Annotated in this window: 5 protein-coding genes and 1 pseudogene; all 6 read right to left on the bottom strand. The window is 60.7% G+C overall.

Translation table 11 applies throughout. The features are described 5' to 3' along the window. Positions 1 to 7: 7 nt before the first annotated feature. The 6 genes and pseudogenes from AWB75_RS02725 to AWB75_RS02660 all read right to left on the bottom strand — a co-directional run bounded on the left by AWB75_RS02725 (position 8) and on the right by AWB75_RS02660 (position 16,872). A complete protein-coding gene (locus AWB75_RS02725) occupies positions 8 to 1,372 on the bottom strand; it encodes a GntP family permease (RefSeq protein ID WP_061122540.1) in 1,365 nt (454 codons plus the stop codon). 696 nt (positions 1,373 to 2,068) lie between these two features. Next, entirely contained in the window at positions 2,069 to 3,193 is a 1,125-nt protein-coding gene (locus tag AWB75_RS38350; RefSeq protein WP_235011944.1) for a YadA family autotransporter adhesin, read from the bottom strand. Between the two features lie 921 nt (positions 3,194 to 4,114). After that, positions 4,115 to 13,012: pseudogene (locus tag AWB75_RS39390) on the bottom strand (ESPR-type extended signal peptide-containing protein); the annotation flags it as partial. A 377-nt stretch (positions 13,013 to 13,389) separates the two neighbouring features. Further along, positions 13,390 to 14,517, bottom strand: coding sequence for a DUF2827 domain-containing protein (locus tag AWB75_RS02670; RefSeq protein WP_061122537.1), 1,128 nt, complete (start codon positions 14,515 to 14,517; stop codon positions 13,390 to 13,392). 46 nt (positions 14,518 to 14,563) lie between these two features. Beyond that, positions 14,564 to 15,715 (bottom strand): DUF2827 domain-containing protein, encoded by a 1,152-nt coding sequence (locus tag AWB75_RS02665; protein ID WP_061122536.1) that lies wholly within the window; start codon positions 15,713 to 15,715, stop codon positions 14,564 to 14,566. Further along, positions 15,712 to 16,872, bottom strand: coding sequence for a DUF2827 domain-containing protein (locus AWB75_RS02660; RefSeq protein ID WP_087086452.1), 1,161 nt, complete (start codon positions 16,870 to 16,872; stop codon positions 15,712 to 15,714). The genes AWB75_RS02665 and AWB75_RS02660 overlap by 4 nt, the downstream gene beginning before the upstream one ends. Between the last annotated feature and the right edge of the window lie 466 nt (positions 16,873 to 17,338).

Here is a 17,338-nt window from a genome sequence, read left to right as displayed (position 1 = left end):
TTTCTCCTTACACGAACGCCGCAAGCACGAAAGTCAAACCGAGACCCAGCAGGGAAATAATGGTCTCGAGCAACGACCACGTCTTGAATGTCTGGCCGACCGTCATCCCGAAATACTCTTTGATCAGCCAGAAGCCGCCGTCGTTCACGTGCGAGAAGATCAGCGAGCCCGAGCCAGTCGCAAGCACAAGCAATTCCGGACTCGTGTGACCGCCCGCGGCCGCGGCGATCGGCGCGACGATGCCGCACGCGGTCGTCATCGCGACGGTCGCCGAACCGGTTGCCAGACGAATCAGTGCGGCGACGAACCAGCCCAGCAGAAGCGGCGACAGGCTGGCGGACGAAGCGCTCGCGACGATCTGTTGGGAAATGCCGCTATCGCGCAACACCTGGCCAAACCCACCGCCCGCGCCGACGATCAGCGTAATACCCGCGATTGGCGCCAGACACTCGCCGCAAAACTTCTGAATCTGCTCACGGTTGAAGCCTTGCCTCGCGCCGAAGGTCCAGAAGCTGACCAGCACGGCGATCAGAAGCGCCATATCCGACTGGCCGACGAAGCGCAGCAGATCGTTCGGCAGCGTCTTCGGCGTGAAGACGAGATCCGCCCAACTGCCGATCAGCATAAGGATGACCGGCAGGAGAATCGTGAACAGCGTGATCCCGAAGCTCGGCAGATCGCGTGTTTTCGCGGTGTCGCCATGCTTCTGCGTGAACTGGTCAGCCAGCGCGTTGGCGTCCGGCAACTTGATGTACTTGTGGATCAGCAACGCGAACAGCGGTCCGGCGACGATCGCGGTCGGCACACCGACGATCAGGCCATAAGCAATCGTCTTCCCGATATCCGCGTGATACGCCTGCACCGCGAGCAGCGCGGCCGGGTGCGGCGGAATCAGACCGTGCACGACCGAGAGGCCAGCGACCATCGGCAGGCCGATCAGAAGCAGTGACTTTCCAGTGCGTTTTGCGACATTGAACGCGATCGGAATCAGCAGCACGAAGCCAACTTCGAAAAACACCGGCAAGCCAACGATGATCGCGACGACCATCATCGCCCAATGGATGTTCTTCTCGCCGAACAGATGAATTAGCGTATTCGCGATCCGCTCGGCACCGCCCGACTCGGCCATCATCTTGCCGAGCATCGTGCCGAGACCGACCACGACGGCAATGTGGCCGAGCGTATTGCCGTTTCCGGTTTCGAAGGACTTCACGATCTTGTCCATTGGCATGCCAACCGCGAGGGCCAGCAGCACGGACACGATCATGAGGACGAGGAACGGATAGACCTTGAAACGCGCGATCATCAGGATCAGAACCGCAATCGCGATCACCGCGTAGAGCAACAGCATGCTCCCGTGGACGGCTGGCATAACGCCTCCTTGATTTTGTTGAGATTTTTGCGCTATGTATGCGTTTGCCGTCGCTGCACTGCACACATCGGCAATGTCCGGCAAGCGCGCACACGGCGCCAGGCAATCGAATTTTACTTGTAAGCGGGGAACTCGGCCGGGAAATGACCACGGGCAGCCAGATGAAAGGCGGCGAGGTCGCTTTTGGACTGTCGCGCGCACGGCCGTGAAATAAAAAAAACCGACGTTCGGATGAACGTCGGTTTCGGTAAATCAGCTCGAGTGAGACTCGCTCGAGCAATGCGCTTTTTGCATCAAGCCGCTGGCTTCGATGCTGACGCGCATGTGAAGTTCAGTTCGCGCGCATCGCTTCCGCCCGGCCTCAACTGAGGATTGTCGATCGCTTGAACAGCGACGACTTGCTGATCCTTGCAGATCTGAGCGGCCTTCGACAAGCACGACTTCTGCGATTCGAAAACCCCGGTGCAGGTGACGCGGTAAGCCTCACCTTGTCCCGCGATATTCAATTTTCGAGCGGTGTAGCTCAAGCCCGTATCTGTCGAGCATGCGGAGAGCACTCCGACAGCCACAAGCAATGTGATTAAAACTTTAGACATCTCGTGATTCTCTAGCATTCAAAGAGGGGGATCGGCTGCCCGGGTAACCGCTCAACTACGCTGTGTCCCGGGCAGCCTTGGGATAATCCCAGGACGGCAATTACCAACGATACGAAGCGTTCGCGCCGTACACCGTACCGCCATTGGCCTTCGCCGCACCCGCCTTCATCACCAGGTTCTGCGTGACACGGAGGTTCACCGCCAAGGCCGCTGCTGCATAGCCCTGATACGCCGCACCACCCACACCGAGCGACATCGTCTTGTCCTGATCGATGTTCGGGATCATCGACATTGCTGCGGCTGCCGCGACACCCGAGTACGCGCTGCGTGCAATGCCCGAAACCTGACCTTGCATGGCACCGACTTGGGAGTCCGCGTAGTTCTTGGCGTCCGCAACCGCACTGTTCAACTGATTGACGTTGACCAGGTCGGTGTCTTGGGTACCCTCAGCCACATTGGTGATCTGGCGCTCGTTACCGACTGAGCCGACAGACACCGTGCTCGCACGATCCGCCACCGAGCTTGCACCCAGCGCAACGGAGTCATCCGCCGTTGCATGGCTGTTCGCACCGATAGCGACCGCGCCAACACCACTGGCAACCGCGCTCGCGCCGTTTGCAACCGAGTTTGCGCCCGTTGCCTGTGCGCTCGCGCCGCTTGCTACCGCGTGCGTGCCGCTTGCGACCGCCGCTTCCGTAGCGCGATTGCCATCGGCGGCGAACATCGGATCGTCACCAACGGTGATGTTCGTGATCCTGCTAGCCAGATCGTCCAGTTGGGCCTTGTTGGCCAAGTCGGTCGGCGCGACACCCGTCGAAACACTGTGGATGACCGTGCCGTTCGTGCCGCCCAGCGTGATGTTGCTGTAGTCGGTATCACCCGAAGCCGTGGTGCCGAACGTGACAGCAGTCTTCGGAGTACCCGTCGTGCTATTGGCCTGGGTGATCTCCTTCAACTGACCCACCGTTGCAACGTCACTGTTGGCGATACCGTCGGCGATGTTGGTGATGCGCAGTTTATCGGTCGCATTGCCGAAGGACACGGTGTTCGCCTGGTTAGCCACCGAGTTGGTACCGATCGCCACAGAGTTTTCCGCCGTTGCGCTGGCGTTGCCCCCGATCGCGATCGAGTTCTTGCCGGTTGCCGACGAGTCGATCAAGACAGAATTGGCATGGAAGTACTTGATGCCCTTGCCGTTGACCACACTGCTCAACGAAGTCGACATGCTGGTGACGTCGCTGACGACCGTGCTAATGCCCGTCGACAGCGAGCTCACACCCGTCGACAACGAACTCACACCGGTGGACAGCGAGCTGATACCCGTCGAGATCGAAGTCGACATCGAGCTGATACCCGTGGACAGCGAGCTGATACCCGTCGACAGCGAGCTGATACCTGTCGAGATCGAGTTGATGCCCGTCGAGATCGAGCTGATACCCGTCGAGATCGAAGTCGACATCGAGCTGATACCCGTCGACAGCGAGCTGATGCCCGTCGACAGCGAGCTGATCGCCGTCGAGGTCGAGGTCGACAGCGAACTGACACCCGTCGACAGCGAGCTGATGCCCGTGGACGTCGAGGTCGACAGCGAGTTCACGCCCGTTGACAGCGAATCGATACCCGTGGACAGCGAGCTGATCGCCGTCGAGGTCGACGTGGACAGCGAGCTGATACCCGTCGACAGCGAACTCACGCCCGTGGACAGCGAGCTGATACCCGTGGAGGTCGAGGTCGACAACGAACTGATACCCGTCGACAGCGAGCTGATGCCCGTCGACAGCGAGCTCACGCTCGTGGACATCGAGCTGATCGCCGTGGATGTCGACGTGGACAGCGAACTAACACCCGTCGACAGCGAGCTGATACCCGTCGACAGCGAGCTGATGCCCGTGGACGTCGAGGTCGACAGCGAGCTGATACCCGTGGACAGCGAGCTGATGCCCGTGGACAGCGAGCTGATTGCCGTGGACGTCGAAGTCGACAGCGAGCTCACACCCGTGGACAGCGAGCTGATCGCCGTGGAGGTGGAAGTCGACAGCGAGCTCACGCTCGTGGACATCGAGCTGATGCCCGTCGAAGTCGACGTCGACAGCGAGCTGATGCCAGTCGACAGCGAGTTGATGCCCGCCGAGGTCGAGTTCGACAGCGAGCTCAACTGGCCGAAGTTCACCGCATCGTACTGGCTCGTACCGTCCGCCACGTTCGTGAGCTTCACCGGCGCATGGCTCGCGCCACCCAGCGTGACCTGCGAATGCGTCGAGTCGTCATACATCACCGCGTTCGCCAGGCCCGTCGACAGCGAGTTCACCGCCGTGGAGGCCGAGGTCGACAGCGAGTTCACGCCCGTCGACAGCGAGCTGATGCCCGTCGAGGTCGAGGCCGACAGCGAGCTCACACCCGTCGACAGCGAATTCACGCCCGTCGACAGCGAACTGATGCCCGTCGAGGTCGAGGCCGACAGCGAGCTGATGCCCGTGGAGGTCGACGTCGACAGCGAGTTGATACCCGTCGACAGAGAGCTGATGCCCGTGGAGGTCGACACCGACAGCGAGCTGATACCCGTCGACAGCGAGCTGATGCCCGTGGAGGTCGAGGCCGACAGCGAGCTGATACCCGTCGACAGCGAGCTGATGCCCGTCGAGGTCGACGTCGACAGCGAGTTGATGCCCGTCGACAGCGAGCTGATGCCCGTGGAGGTCGACACCGACAGCGAGCTGATACCCGTCGACAGCGAACTGATGCCCGTCGAGGTCGACGTCGACAGCGAGTTCACACCCGTCGACAGCGAACTGATGCCCGTGGAGGTCGAGCTCGACAGCGAGTTCAGACCCGTCGAGAGCGAGCTCACACCAGCCGACAGCGAACTCACGCCTGCGGAGAGCGAGCTCACGCCGCTCGACAGCGAGCTGATGCCCGTCGAGGTCGACGTCGACAGCGAATTCAGACCCGTCGAGAGCGAGCTGACGTTCGTCGACAGCGAGTTGATGCCCGTGGACAGCGAGCTGACGTTGGTCGACAGCGAGCTGATGCCCGTGGAGGTCGAGCTCGACAGCGAGTTCAGACCCGTCGAGAGCGAGCTCACACCAGCCGACAGCGAGCTCACGCCAGCGGAGAGCGAACTCACGCCCGAGGACAGCGAGCTGATGCCCGTCGAGGTCGACGTCGACAGCGAATTCAGACCCGTGGACAGCGAGCTCACGCCAGCCGACAACGAGCTCACGCCCGAGGACAGCGAGCTGATGCCCGTGGAGGTCGAGGTCGACAGCGAGTTCAGACCCGTGGACAGCGAACTCACACCTGCGGAGAGCGAACTCACGCCTGCGGAGAGCGAACTCACGCCAGCGGAGAGCGAGCTCACGCCCGTCGACAGCGAACTCACGTTCGTGGACAGCGAGTCAACACCCGTCGACAGCGAACTGATGCCCGTCGAGGTCGAGCTCGACAGCGAGTTCAGACCCGTCGAGAGCGAGCTCACGCCAGCCGACAGCGAACTCACGCCCGCCGACAGCGAGCTCACGCCACTCGACAGCGAGCTGATGCCCGTGGAAGTCGAGGTCGACAGCGAGTTAATACCCGTGGACAGCGAACTGACGTTCGTCGACAGCGAATTCACACCGGTCGACAGCGAGCTGACGTTCGTCGACAGCGAGCTCACGCCTGCGGACAGCGAGCTCACGCCTGCGGAGAGCGAACTCACGCCAGCCGACAGCGAGCTCACGCCACTCGACAGCGAGCTGATGCCCGTGGAGGTCGAGGTCGACAGCGAGTTCAGACCCGTGGACAGCGAACTCACGCCAGCCGACAGCGAACTCACGCCAGCCGACAGCGAGCTCACGCCGCTCGACAACGAGCTGATGCCCGTGGAGGTCGACGTCGACAGCGAGTTGATACCCGTCGACAGCGAGCTCACACCAGCCGACAGCGAACTCACGCCAGCCGACAGCGAGCTCACGCCGCTCGACAGCGAGCTGATGCCCGTCGAGGTCGAGCTCGACAGCGAGTTGATACCCGTCGACAGCGAGCTGATACCCGTGGAGGTCGAGGCCGACAGCGAGTTGATACCCGTCGACAGCGAGCTCACGCCGCTCGACAGCGAGCTGATGCCCGTGGAGGTCGAGGCCGACAGCGAGTTGATACCCGTCGACAGCGAGCTCACGCCTGCGGAGAGCGAACTCACGCCGCTCGACAGCGAGCTGATGCCCGTGGAAGTCGACGTCGACAGCGAGTTCACACCCGTGGACAGCGAGCTCACGCCAGCCGACAGCGAGCTCACACCAGCGGAGAGCGAGCTCACGCCCGTGGACAGCGAGTTGAGGCCCGTGGAGGTCGACGCCGACAGCGAGTTCACGCCCGTCGACAGCGAACTGACGCCCGTGGACAGCGACGTGACGCTGGAGGACAGCGAGTCGAAGTTGCCGTTCGAGTTCGAGATGGCCGTCGACAGCGAGTTGATGCCCGTCGAGGTCGAGCTCGACAGCGAGCTCAACTGGCCGAAGTTCACCGCATCGTTCTGGCTCGTACCGGCTGCGACGTTCGCGAGCTTCACCGGCGCATGGCTCGCGCCACCCAGCGTGACCTGCGAATGCGTCGAGTCGTCATACATGACCGCGTTGGCCAGGCCCGTCGACAGCGAGTTCACCGCCGTGGAGGTCGAGGCCGACAGCGTGCTCATGCCCGTGGACAGCGAGCTCACGCCAGCCGACAGCGAGCTCACGCCCGAGGACAGCGAGCTGATGCCCGTGGAGGCCGACGTCGACAGCGAGCTGATGCCCGTGGACGCCGAACTCGACAGCGAGTTCACGCCGCTCGACAGCGAGCTGATGCCCGTGGAGGTCGAGCTCGACAGCGAGTTCACACCCGTCGACAGCGAGCTGATGCCCGTGGAGGTCGACACCGACAGCGAGTTCAGACCCGTCGACAGCGAGCTTACACCAGCCGACAGCGAGCTCACACCGGCCGACAGCGAGCTGATGCCCGTGGAGGTCGACGTGGACAGCGAGTTCAGACCCGTCGACAGCGAGCTCACGCCGGCCGACAACGAGCTCACGCCGCTCGACAGCGAGCTGATGCCCGTGGAAGTCGACGTCGACAGCGAATTGATACCCGTCGACAGCGAGCTCACGCCTGCGGAGAGCGAACTCACGCCTGCGGACAGCGAGCTCACGCCGCTCGACAGCGAGCTGATACCCGTGGAGGTCGACGTCGACAGCGAGTTGATACCCGTCGACAGCGAGCTCACACCGCTCGACAGCGAGCTGATGCCCGTGGAGGTCGAGCTCGACAGCGAGTTGATACCCGTCGACAGCGAACTGACGCCGCTCGACAGCGAGCTGATACCCGCGGAGGTCGAAGCCGACAGCGAGTTGATACCCGTCGACAGCGAACTGACGTTGGTCGACAGCGAACTCACGCCGCTCGACAGCGAGCTGATGCCCGCAGAGGTCGAGGTCGACAGCGAGTTGATACCCGTGGACAGCGAGCTCACGCCTGCCGACAGCGAGCTCACGCCTGCGGAGAGCGAGCTCACGCCGCTCGACAGCGAGCTGATCGCCGTGGAGGACGACGTCGACAGCGAGCTCACGCCTGCGGAGAGCGAGCTCACGCCCGTGGACAGCGACGTGACGCTGGAGGACAGCGAGTCGAAGTTACCGCTCGAGGTCGAGATCGCCGTGGACATCGAGTTGAAGCCCGACGAGGTCGAGCTCGACAGCGAGCTCAACTGGCCGAAGTTCACCGCATCGTACTGGCTCGTACCGTCCGCCACGTTCGTGAGCTTCACCGGCGCATGGCCCACGCCGCCCAGCGAGACCTTCGAATGCGTCGAGTCGTCATACATGACCGCGTTGGCCAGGCCCGTCGACAGCGAGTTCACCGCCGTCGAGGTCGAGCTCGACAGCGTGCTCATGCCCGTGGACAGCGAGCTGATACCCGTGGAGGTCGATACCGACAGCGAGCTGATGCCCGTGGAGGCCGAACTCGACAGCGAGTTGATACCCGTGGACAGCGAGCTGATGCCCGTGGACGTCGACACCGACAGCGAGCTGACGCCCGTGGACAGCGAGCTGATGCCCGTGGAGGTCGAGCTCGACAGCGAGTTCAGACCCGTCGACAGCGAGCTCACGTTGGTCGACAGCGAGCTGATGCCCGTGGAGGTCGACACCGACAGCGAGCTCACGCCAGCCGACAGCGAGCTCACGCCACTCGACAGCGAGCTGATGCCCGCGGAGGTCGAGCTCGACAGCGAGTTCAGACCCGTCGACAGCGAGCTCACGCCGCTCGACAGCGAGCTGATGCCTGCGGAGGTCGAGCTCGACAGCGAGTTCAGACCCGTCGACAGCGAACTCACGCCAGCCGACAGCGAGCTCACACCTGCGGACAGCGAGCTCACGCCGGTCGACAGCGAGCTGATCGCCGTGGAGGTCGAGCTCGACAGCGAACTCACGCCCGTCGACAGCGAGCTCACGCCCGTGGACAGCGACGTGACGCTCGAGGACAGCGAGTCGAAGTTGCCGTTCGAGGCCGAGATAGCCGTGGACATCGAGTTGAAGCCCGTCGAGGTCGAGCTCGACAGCGAGCTCAACTGGCCGAAGTTCACCGCATCGTACTGGCTCGTACCGTCCGCCACGTTCGTGAGCTTCACCGGTGCATGGCTCGCGCCACCCAGCGTGACCTTCGAATGGGTCGAATCGTCATACGAGACTGCGTTGGCCAGGCCCGTCGACAGCGAGTTCACCGCCGTCGAGGTCGAGCTCGACAGCGTGCTCATGCCTGCGGAGAGCGAGCTCACGCCGCTCGACAGCGAGCTGACGCCAACCGACAGCGAGCTGAGGCCCGTGGAGGTCGACGCCGACAGCGTGCTCATACCGGCCGACAGCGAGCTGATGCCCGTGGAGGTCGACACCGACAGCGAACTGACGCCGCTCGACAGCGAGCTGAGGCCCGTCGACGTGGACGCCGACAGCGTGCTCATGCCAGCGGAGAGCGAGCTCACGCCAGCGGAGAGCGAACTCACACCGGAGGACAGCGAGCTGATACCCGTGGAGGTCGAGGCCGACAGCGAACTCACGCCGGACGACAGCGAGCTGAGACTCGTGGAAGTCGACGCCGACAGCGAACTCACGCCAGCCGACAGCGAGCTGATACCCGTGGAGGCCGAGGTCGACAGCGAGCTGATGCCCGTGGAGGCCGAGCTCGACAGCGAATTCAGACCCGTCGACAGCGAGCTGATACCGGTCGAAGTCGACACGGACAGCGAGCTGAGACCCGAGGACAACGAACTCACGCCCGCCGACAACGAACTCGCGCCCGTCGACAGCGAACTCAGGCTCGTCGAGGTCGAGGCCGACAACGAACTTAAGCTTGCGGACAGCGAGCTGACACCCGTCGAAGCCGACGTCGACAGCGAACTGACACCGCTCGAAAGCGAACTGAAACCGGTCGAGGTCGAGCTCGAAAGCGAGCTCACGCCCGTGGACAGCGAACTGGCCGTCGTGGAGGTCGAGACGGACAGGCTGCTCAGATTGCTATTGGTCGTGCTGATACCCGTCGACAGCGAGCTGACGCTGCTCGAAACCGTCACGGACAGCGACGTGATCAGTTCGACGCCCGAACTCGAAATGACTGTCGACAGCGAATCGACGCCTGTCGACATGGAAGCCGAAAGCGAAGTCAGCTGGCCGAAGTTGACGGCATCGAGCGTACTCGTGCCGGCAGCCACGTTCGTGAGCTTCACCGCGGGGCTGCTCGCGCCGCCCAGCGTGACGCTCGAATGCGTCGAGTCGTCATACATCACCGCGTTCTTGACGACGGTCGACAGACTGCCGACGGTGCTGTTCGTGGTGCTCAGACCCGTCGACAGCAGGCCAACGTTGCTGTTGGTTGTGCTAAGACCCGTCGACAGCGAGTTCACCGTGCTCGACAGCGAACCCACCGTGCTGTTGGTCGTGCTCAGGCCGGTCGACAGGCTGCTGATCGCACTGTTCGCCGTGCTGAGGCCCGTCGACAGCGAGTTGACGCCCGTCGACATCGACGACGAAAGCGTAGCCTGGCCGGTCGAGAGGCTATCGACATTGCTGTTGGTCGTGCTCAGGCCCGTCGACAGCGAACTCACGGCGCTGCTCGCCGTGCTCAGACCCGTGGAGAGCGAGCTGACGCTGCTCGACAGGCTGGTGACGCTGCTGTTGGTCGTGCTCAGGCCGGTCGACAGACTGCTCACCGCGCTGTTGGTCGTGCTCAGGCCACTCGACAGGCTGCTCACCGCGCTGTTGGTCGTGCTCAGGCCACTCGAAAGCGAAGTGATACCAGTGGAAGCCGAAGTCGACAGCGTGCTGAGACCCGTCGAAAGGCTGGTAACCCTGCTGTTGGTCGTGCTCAAACCCGTGGACAGGCTATCCACCTTGCTGCTCGTGGTGCTGAGACCCGTGGACAGAGTGCTGACTGCGCTGTTGGTCGTGCTCAGGCCCGTCGACAGGGAACTCACCGTGCTCGACAGCGAACCCACCGTGCTGTTGGTCGTGCTCAGGCCGGTCGACAGGCTGTCGACGTTGCTGTTGGTCGTGCTCAGGCCGGTAGACAGGCTGTCCACCCTGCTGTTGGCCGTGCTCAGGCCGCTCGACAGGCTGCTGACGTTGCTGCTGGCCGTGCTCAGGCCGCTCGACAGCGAATTGATGCCCGTAGAGGTCGACACCGACAGCGACGACAGGCTCGTGGAGAGGCCACTTACCGTGCTGTTCGTCGTGCTCAGACCCGTCGACAAGCTGTCGACCTTGCTCGAGGTCGAGCTCAGGCCAGTCGACAAGCTGCTCACCGAGCTGTTGGTCGTGCTGAGACCAGTCGACAGCGAACTGACGCTGCTCGACAGGCTGGTGACGTTGCTGTTGGTCGTGCTCAGGCCGGTCGACAGGCTGTCGACCTTGCTGCTGGCCGTGCTCACACCCGTCGACAGCGAATTCACCGTATTGTTGGTTGTGCTCAGCGCCGTGGAAACGCTGTTCACGCCGGTCGACATCGAGTTCACCATGCTGTTCGTGGTGCTCAGACCCGTCGACAGGGAACTGACCGTGCTCTTGGTGGTGCTCAAGCCGGTGGACAGCGAACTCACCGTGCTATTGGTGGTACTGAGACCGGTCGAAAGGCTGTTGACTGCGCTGTTGGTCGAGCTCAGGCCCGTCGACAGCGAGGCGACGCCCGTGGAAGCGGATGTGGACAGCGAGGAAAGGTCCGTGGACAGGCTGGTCACGGTGCTGCTGATCGTGCTCACGCCGGTCGAGAGCGAGTTCACCGTGGATGTGGTCGTGCTCAGGCCCGTGGAGACACTGTCGACCTTGCTGTTGACGGTGCTCAAGCCCGTGGAGAGGCTGTCAGTCTTGCTATTCGCGGTGCTGAGACCCGTGGAGAGACTGCTAACGTTGCTGTTGGCCGTGCTCAGACCGGTTGACAGCGAACTGACGCTCGCCGACACCGATGTCGACAATGTCGAGAGGCCACTCGACAGACTGGTGACGTTGCTATTGGTCGTGCTGAGACCCGTGGACAGACTGCTTACGGCGCTGTTCGCCGTGCTCAGGCCCGTCGACAGCGAGCTTACCGCGCTGTTGGTCGTGCTCAGGCCCGTCGACAGCGAGCTTACTGCGCTGTTGGTCGTGCTCAAGCCCGTCGACATTGAGCTTACCGCGCTGTTGGCGGTGCTCAGGCCAGTCGACAGCGAGCTTACCGCGCTGTTGGTCGTGCTCAGGCCCGTCGACAGCGAGCTTACCGCACTGCTGGTCGTGCTCAGGCCTGTCGACAGCGAGCTTACCGCGCTGTTGGCGGTGCTCAAACCGGTCGAGAGACTGCTCACGGAACTGGTAACTGTGCTTAACCCGGTGGAAAGGCTGCTCACCGAACTGTTGGTGGTGCTCAAACCGGTGGAAAGACTCGAGACGGCGCTGCTCGTCGAACTAACGACAGTCGACAGGCTGCTCACCGCGCTGGTGGTCGCACTCACGGTCGTAGAAAGGCTGCTCACCGTGCTCGACGTCGTACTCAGGCCGATGGAAAGACTGCTCACTGCGCTGCCCGTCGTGCTCAGACCTGTGGAGAGCGAACCGATGCCGATGGAAACCGAGCCGGACAACGAAGTCAGGCCCGTGGACGCCGAGGTCGAAAGCGAGCTGAGGCTCGTGGACAGGCTGGTCACCCGGCTATTTGCGGTGCTCACCGTCGTCGACAACGAATTTACCGTGGTCGACATCGAGGAAACGGACGTCGACATGGACGTAACCGTTGTGGAAGTGTTCGTCGAGAGGGAAGTCCACGCCGTCGACATTGAACCGATAGCCGTGGACGCACTGGTTGACAGCGAATTGAGACCCGTGGACAACGAGTTCGCCGCGGTGGACATGCTCGACGATGCGCCGACCACCGCCGTCGACATGGAGTTGACCGCCGTGGACATCGAGTTGTAGCCGTACGTAATCGTCGAGGCCATCGTGCTAATGGAAGCAGACATGGAGAACACTTGCCCGCCGTTGATGGCGTCCGTGCTGCCCGGCGCGATGCTTCCAATCGCCACGTTTGTCAGCACACCGTTGCTGAAGCTGATCGATGTAGCATTAAAAACAATCTGTTGCTGCGAATTCATCCGGATGTTTCCATCCGCGCCAACGGTTAGATAGGCACCGTTGCCAGACTGTATTACGACCCCAGTGAAATTCCCGCCAACGAAGTTCGGTGCACAATCGGTAGTCGTTGCACCGTTCGCCGTGACTCCGGTACCTACCCCGTTTGTACAGGTAGTCAGACTAGGAGTACTTGAGTCAGCCCAAGCGCTCGAGCCACCGAACAGCAAAGCAACCGAAGCCCCGACGCCGGCAGCCGCGCGCAGGGCAACCTTCGGATAAGCGTCTCTGTTCTGAGGAACGCGCGCATCAAGAGCCTCGCGACCACCTTCCGGGTCGCATACCGCGCCGCCAGAATTCTTCTTGCCCCGCGCGACCGCAGTCTCAGCGACTGCGACGAACGTTCCTACTTTCTCATTCCAAATACTGCGGTATGACTTATTCATAAACCGAATTGACCCACAAAAAACGAGCGTCTTTTACAAAATAAAAAAGGAAACAGCTTTTGACCACGACATAGGATATTCAGGAGCGCCACTTCCCTGAAGCGGACATGTCCTAAATTCAATGAACTGTGGGAAACCTGCAGAAATGCCAGCCAGCTACAAATTTTCGGAAAATGCTTATTGACTGCATTAAAATGCAATCCTAACTAAATGCGAAAATTTAAGAATTCTCCGACAACTCTTCTGAAACACTATCGAAGTGAATTAAAGAGAAAGCGCTGCGCTCAATGCGAAACGCACAAAGCGCCATTGTCCGATCATCTGATCGGACAATGGCGCCTGGACAGCACTGAGTCTACGCTGCGAAAAACACTGAATCAGCGCAGTGGTTTCTCGACGAGTGAGTCGAGCAATCCAGCATAGCCACCTACCAGCTCCGCGTTGTCCGGCAAATAACGCGCAATTGCCGTGCGCTGCTTGTCCCGATATTGCGCGAGTTGCGAATCGTGATGATCAATCGCCTCGACGACCCGCCGAGCCCCCTCGCTCACGTTGTTGTCGCGGTAGTAGTAACCCAGATCCGTGCAAAGCGTCGCATTGTGAACCAGTGGATAGCCCTGCCAGCACACTTCGAGGTAAAAATAGTTCAGCGGATTTTCCCACTGATGCGACACGACGATATCCGTATGCTCGGCGAGATACGTCGGCGTATCGAAACGTCCGAGAAACACCGCCTTGTGATTGCGAACGATATCGAGCTGGTTCATCAAGGAAATGAATTCCTTGCAGTTCGTTGCAATATGTTGCGCGTTGGTCACCTGAAGCAACTGAATATCGTTGGGACGTTCGCGATACGCAAGTTCCGCGATGAGCGCCGGATAAAAACAAAATTTCACAACATTGATATTGGGCTCCATCACGCTCAGGCGCCGCGGCCCTGCCCTCGGCTGATACTCACCCGAATGCGGCAAGGACGCGGTGCGCACGTTCAGGAACATCGGGCTCCAGATGAACGGCACGACTTGCGCAGTCTGCCGGCGCAATACCTCGAAGTACGGCGCGCTGATGTTCGCGACCTGCGGAATCATCCAGATGTCGTCGTAACGCTGATTCACGAACAGGTTGTCCCCGAAGCTCGGCCGGTTGAACAGGATGGACTCCATCGCGTGAACGTACTCGAAACCGCAGCAATACGACACGAGCCGCGCGCCGCGCCGCTTCAGATATTCGGTGGCGTTCGTATCGATCTGGCCACCGAGTTCGATCATCACATCAATATTGTCTTTCGCGCCGTCGAACGTCACCGTAGGCCAGCGCTCCAGATCCCAGGGCAACTGCTTGGTGATCGCGACATGTGTCGTATTGACGAGCACGACACTTTCCACGTTCGGACAGTTCTTGAGCGCTTCCGCGAGGAACACCGCGTTCTGCTTGATGCCGTTGTTCCACAGCGTTTCGGCCTCGTGAAACAGACCGATGGTGATGCCAATTCGCAACTTCTTCATTACGCTTTTACTCCATGCCCTGCGGCACATCCGTTGACTTCGATGCTTACGCCCTGGCGTACACCGCTTCGATCGCTTCCGTGTAGATCCGCACGTTCTCTTCGTTTTCGGGATCGAGCGTGCGAAGGAATTTGTTTGCCGTCGCGCGGTAGCTTTCGAGATTGGCGTCATGCTCCGCGAACGCGCGCAGCAATGCCTTCCCGCCTTCTTCGCAATCGAAATCGTGATAGCGGTAGCCGCAGTCGCCTATCAGATGCGAGTTGTGAATCAGCGGATAGCCGCCGTGGAGCGCTTCGTAATAGACGTAGTTCTGCGGGTTTTCCCACTGGTGGCTGACCACCGCATCGACGCATTGCGGCACGATCTGCGCAAACGGGAAGCGTCCTTCGAAGTTGCCGAGGCCGTGCTTCACGTAATCGAGGCTATGCGCGAATCCTGCGAACGCCGCATGGTCTTTCAGCTTGAATGTGTTGTACGCCCACACGCGCTCGAGCATGTCCGGATTTTCACGATGCGCTGCTTCGCAGGCGAGCATCGGGATATAGCTCGTCTTCACCATGCAGACATTCGGCTCGAAAATACCGACGCGCCAGCGGCGGCGGCCCGGCTGATAGCCAAACTTCACCCCTTCCGGAAGCTTCGCGGCTTCGCGATCGAGGACAACCGGACTCCACAGGTGCGGCATGAGCCTGACCGGCGCGCGGAACAGCGTCTCGAAGTAGGGCTTGCAGCTTACTTCGTACTCGGGAAGCGTCCAGACTTCATCGTAGGGAGCACCCGAGACGAGCAGCGCGTGCTGAAGGTTGAAGACCATGCGTTCGATATCGATGACATAGTCATTGCCGACCCGCATCGTAATGATCTTGCCGCCACGCTCCTTGAACTTCACCGACCACTCGCGGTCGAGCTGCGCGCTCATTTCGATCATGACATCGAGCTTCGACATGGCCGTTTTCATGTCGATGAGCGGCACGGGCGAATCGGAAAGAAAGCGCTTCGCGTCTTCGGGACCGCCGTCGCCGCCACCCGTCACCAGGTAGGTGGACTTAACACGCGGCGAGCGCATGAGCAGCATCACGAGATACAGGCAATTCTGGAAAATGCCGTTTTCCCAAAGCGATTGCTCGCCCTTGCGGATATAGATGGAAACGCCGACATTGATCCGCTCCGGCATACGGGATTTGTTTTGCATGTTCATACGCCTACCTTGAGCTTGCTTCCTTGACAGAGGTTGATCAACCGGTCTGCGAAAGCATCCAGGTTCGCCTGGTTGAAAGGATTCACTGCATCGATGACGCGTTGCGCGCGGGCGCGGTATTCGTCGAGCGTGTTGTCGTGCTCGCGGAACGCTTTCAGCAACTGACGCCCGCCCTCTTGCGCGTCGAAGCCCGGATAGTAGTAGCCGGCATCTTTCAGCCACGGCGAGTTATGAATGAGCGGGTAGCCGCCATAGAGCACGTCGAGATACAGATAATTCTGATCATTGCCCCATTGATGCGACACCACCGCATCGGCGTACTGCGCCATAAATCCGGCGATGTCGTTACGGCCGTGGAACGTCGCCTTCGAATCCTTCACCAGGTCCAGCGAATTCGCCAAGTACATGAGCGTGGGATGATCCTTCATGTGCACCGAATTCAGTACGTGCATGGCGGACACGCTCGAACGGTCTGCGCGATATGCCTCTTCGCACGCAAGCATCGGGATGCTCGACGTTTTCACGACCGAAATATTCGGCTCGAACATTGCAACGCGGAAACCTTGCGGCTGTATGGCCGGCTGAGCCGACTCGTTTGCTCGACGCTCATAGCCGTAGCGAAGACCGTGTTCTTCGACTTCCTCGATACGCTTCTCGAGGAACTGCGGATGCCAGATGAACGGAATGAGATGGACCGGGCAACGGTGCAACGTGCGCATCATTGGAACGGACAGCCGGTCCTTCGACATCAGCCAGATTTCATCGTAACGATCCGGGCGCATCACATGGACGGGCTTGTCGAAAACCGGCGCTTCCACGAGTCCGACATACGGCTGACCGCAACAGTAGTACACGACCTTCTTGCCGCGCGCGCGCATCAGATCGAGCCATTGCGTGTCGAGCGCGCCGCCCATCTCGAATATGACGTCGACGGCGTCGGTGGCGTCCGGATTGCGAATGATGCGAAGATCTTTCGACGCCGTGTCCACCTGCGGCGGCATCGCGTTCTGATCGCCTACGTCGATCAGTGAAACGCTTTCGACGAACGGAAGCTTTTGAAGCACTTCCGAAAAAAAGATCACGTTCTGGCCCAGACCGTTTTGCCAGATGTTCTGGCCTTGATGCGTGACGACTGAAATTCCGACTCGAATGGTCATCGGATTGATATCCTGAAAAAACGAAATTGCGTTTTTAGAAAAAGAGGTTCCGCGGCAAGTTCAGCGCTGTCGGCACGGTGCGAGCTGGGACGGCGCGTGCGGTGCTGGAAACAGACAGCATCGTGCGGAAGTGAAGAGGAATGGCACCAGATGCGCCGAACTTCCTTTTTGATTCGCTTCCGCGATTAAATATATCGAGGAACTTCTAAAGCCTAAATATATATAAAAAGGGCGACGATTCCCAGCAAATCGCGGATTAATGAGAACAGTCTTACGCGAGTCTCAAATTCGATCGATTGTCTTAACGTGATTAATTTCGCAATTAAGATTTATCCGATTTCATTAATCGAATTAGTCAACGGACGGACTGGGTGCGGTGGCGCGGGAAACGCTGATTTGCGCCTGCTCGACAGGATCACGCCATCAAGCAGCGTAGGCGAACGGAGGGGTCGGGCATTGAACTCGG

The organism is Caballeronia catudaia (assembly GCF_001544755.2).
Lineage (GTDB): Bacteria > Pseudomonadota > Gammaproteobacteria > Burkholderiales > Burkholderiaceae > Caballeronia > Caballeronia catudaia.
Note: the sequence above shows the minus strand (reverse complement) of the source record. Positions and strands in the feature narration are given on the sequence as shown.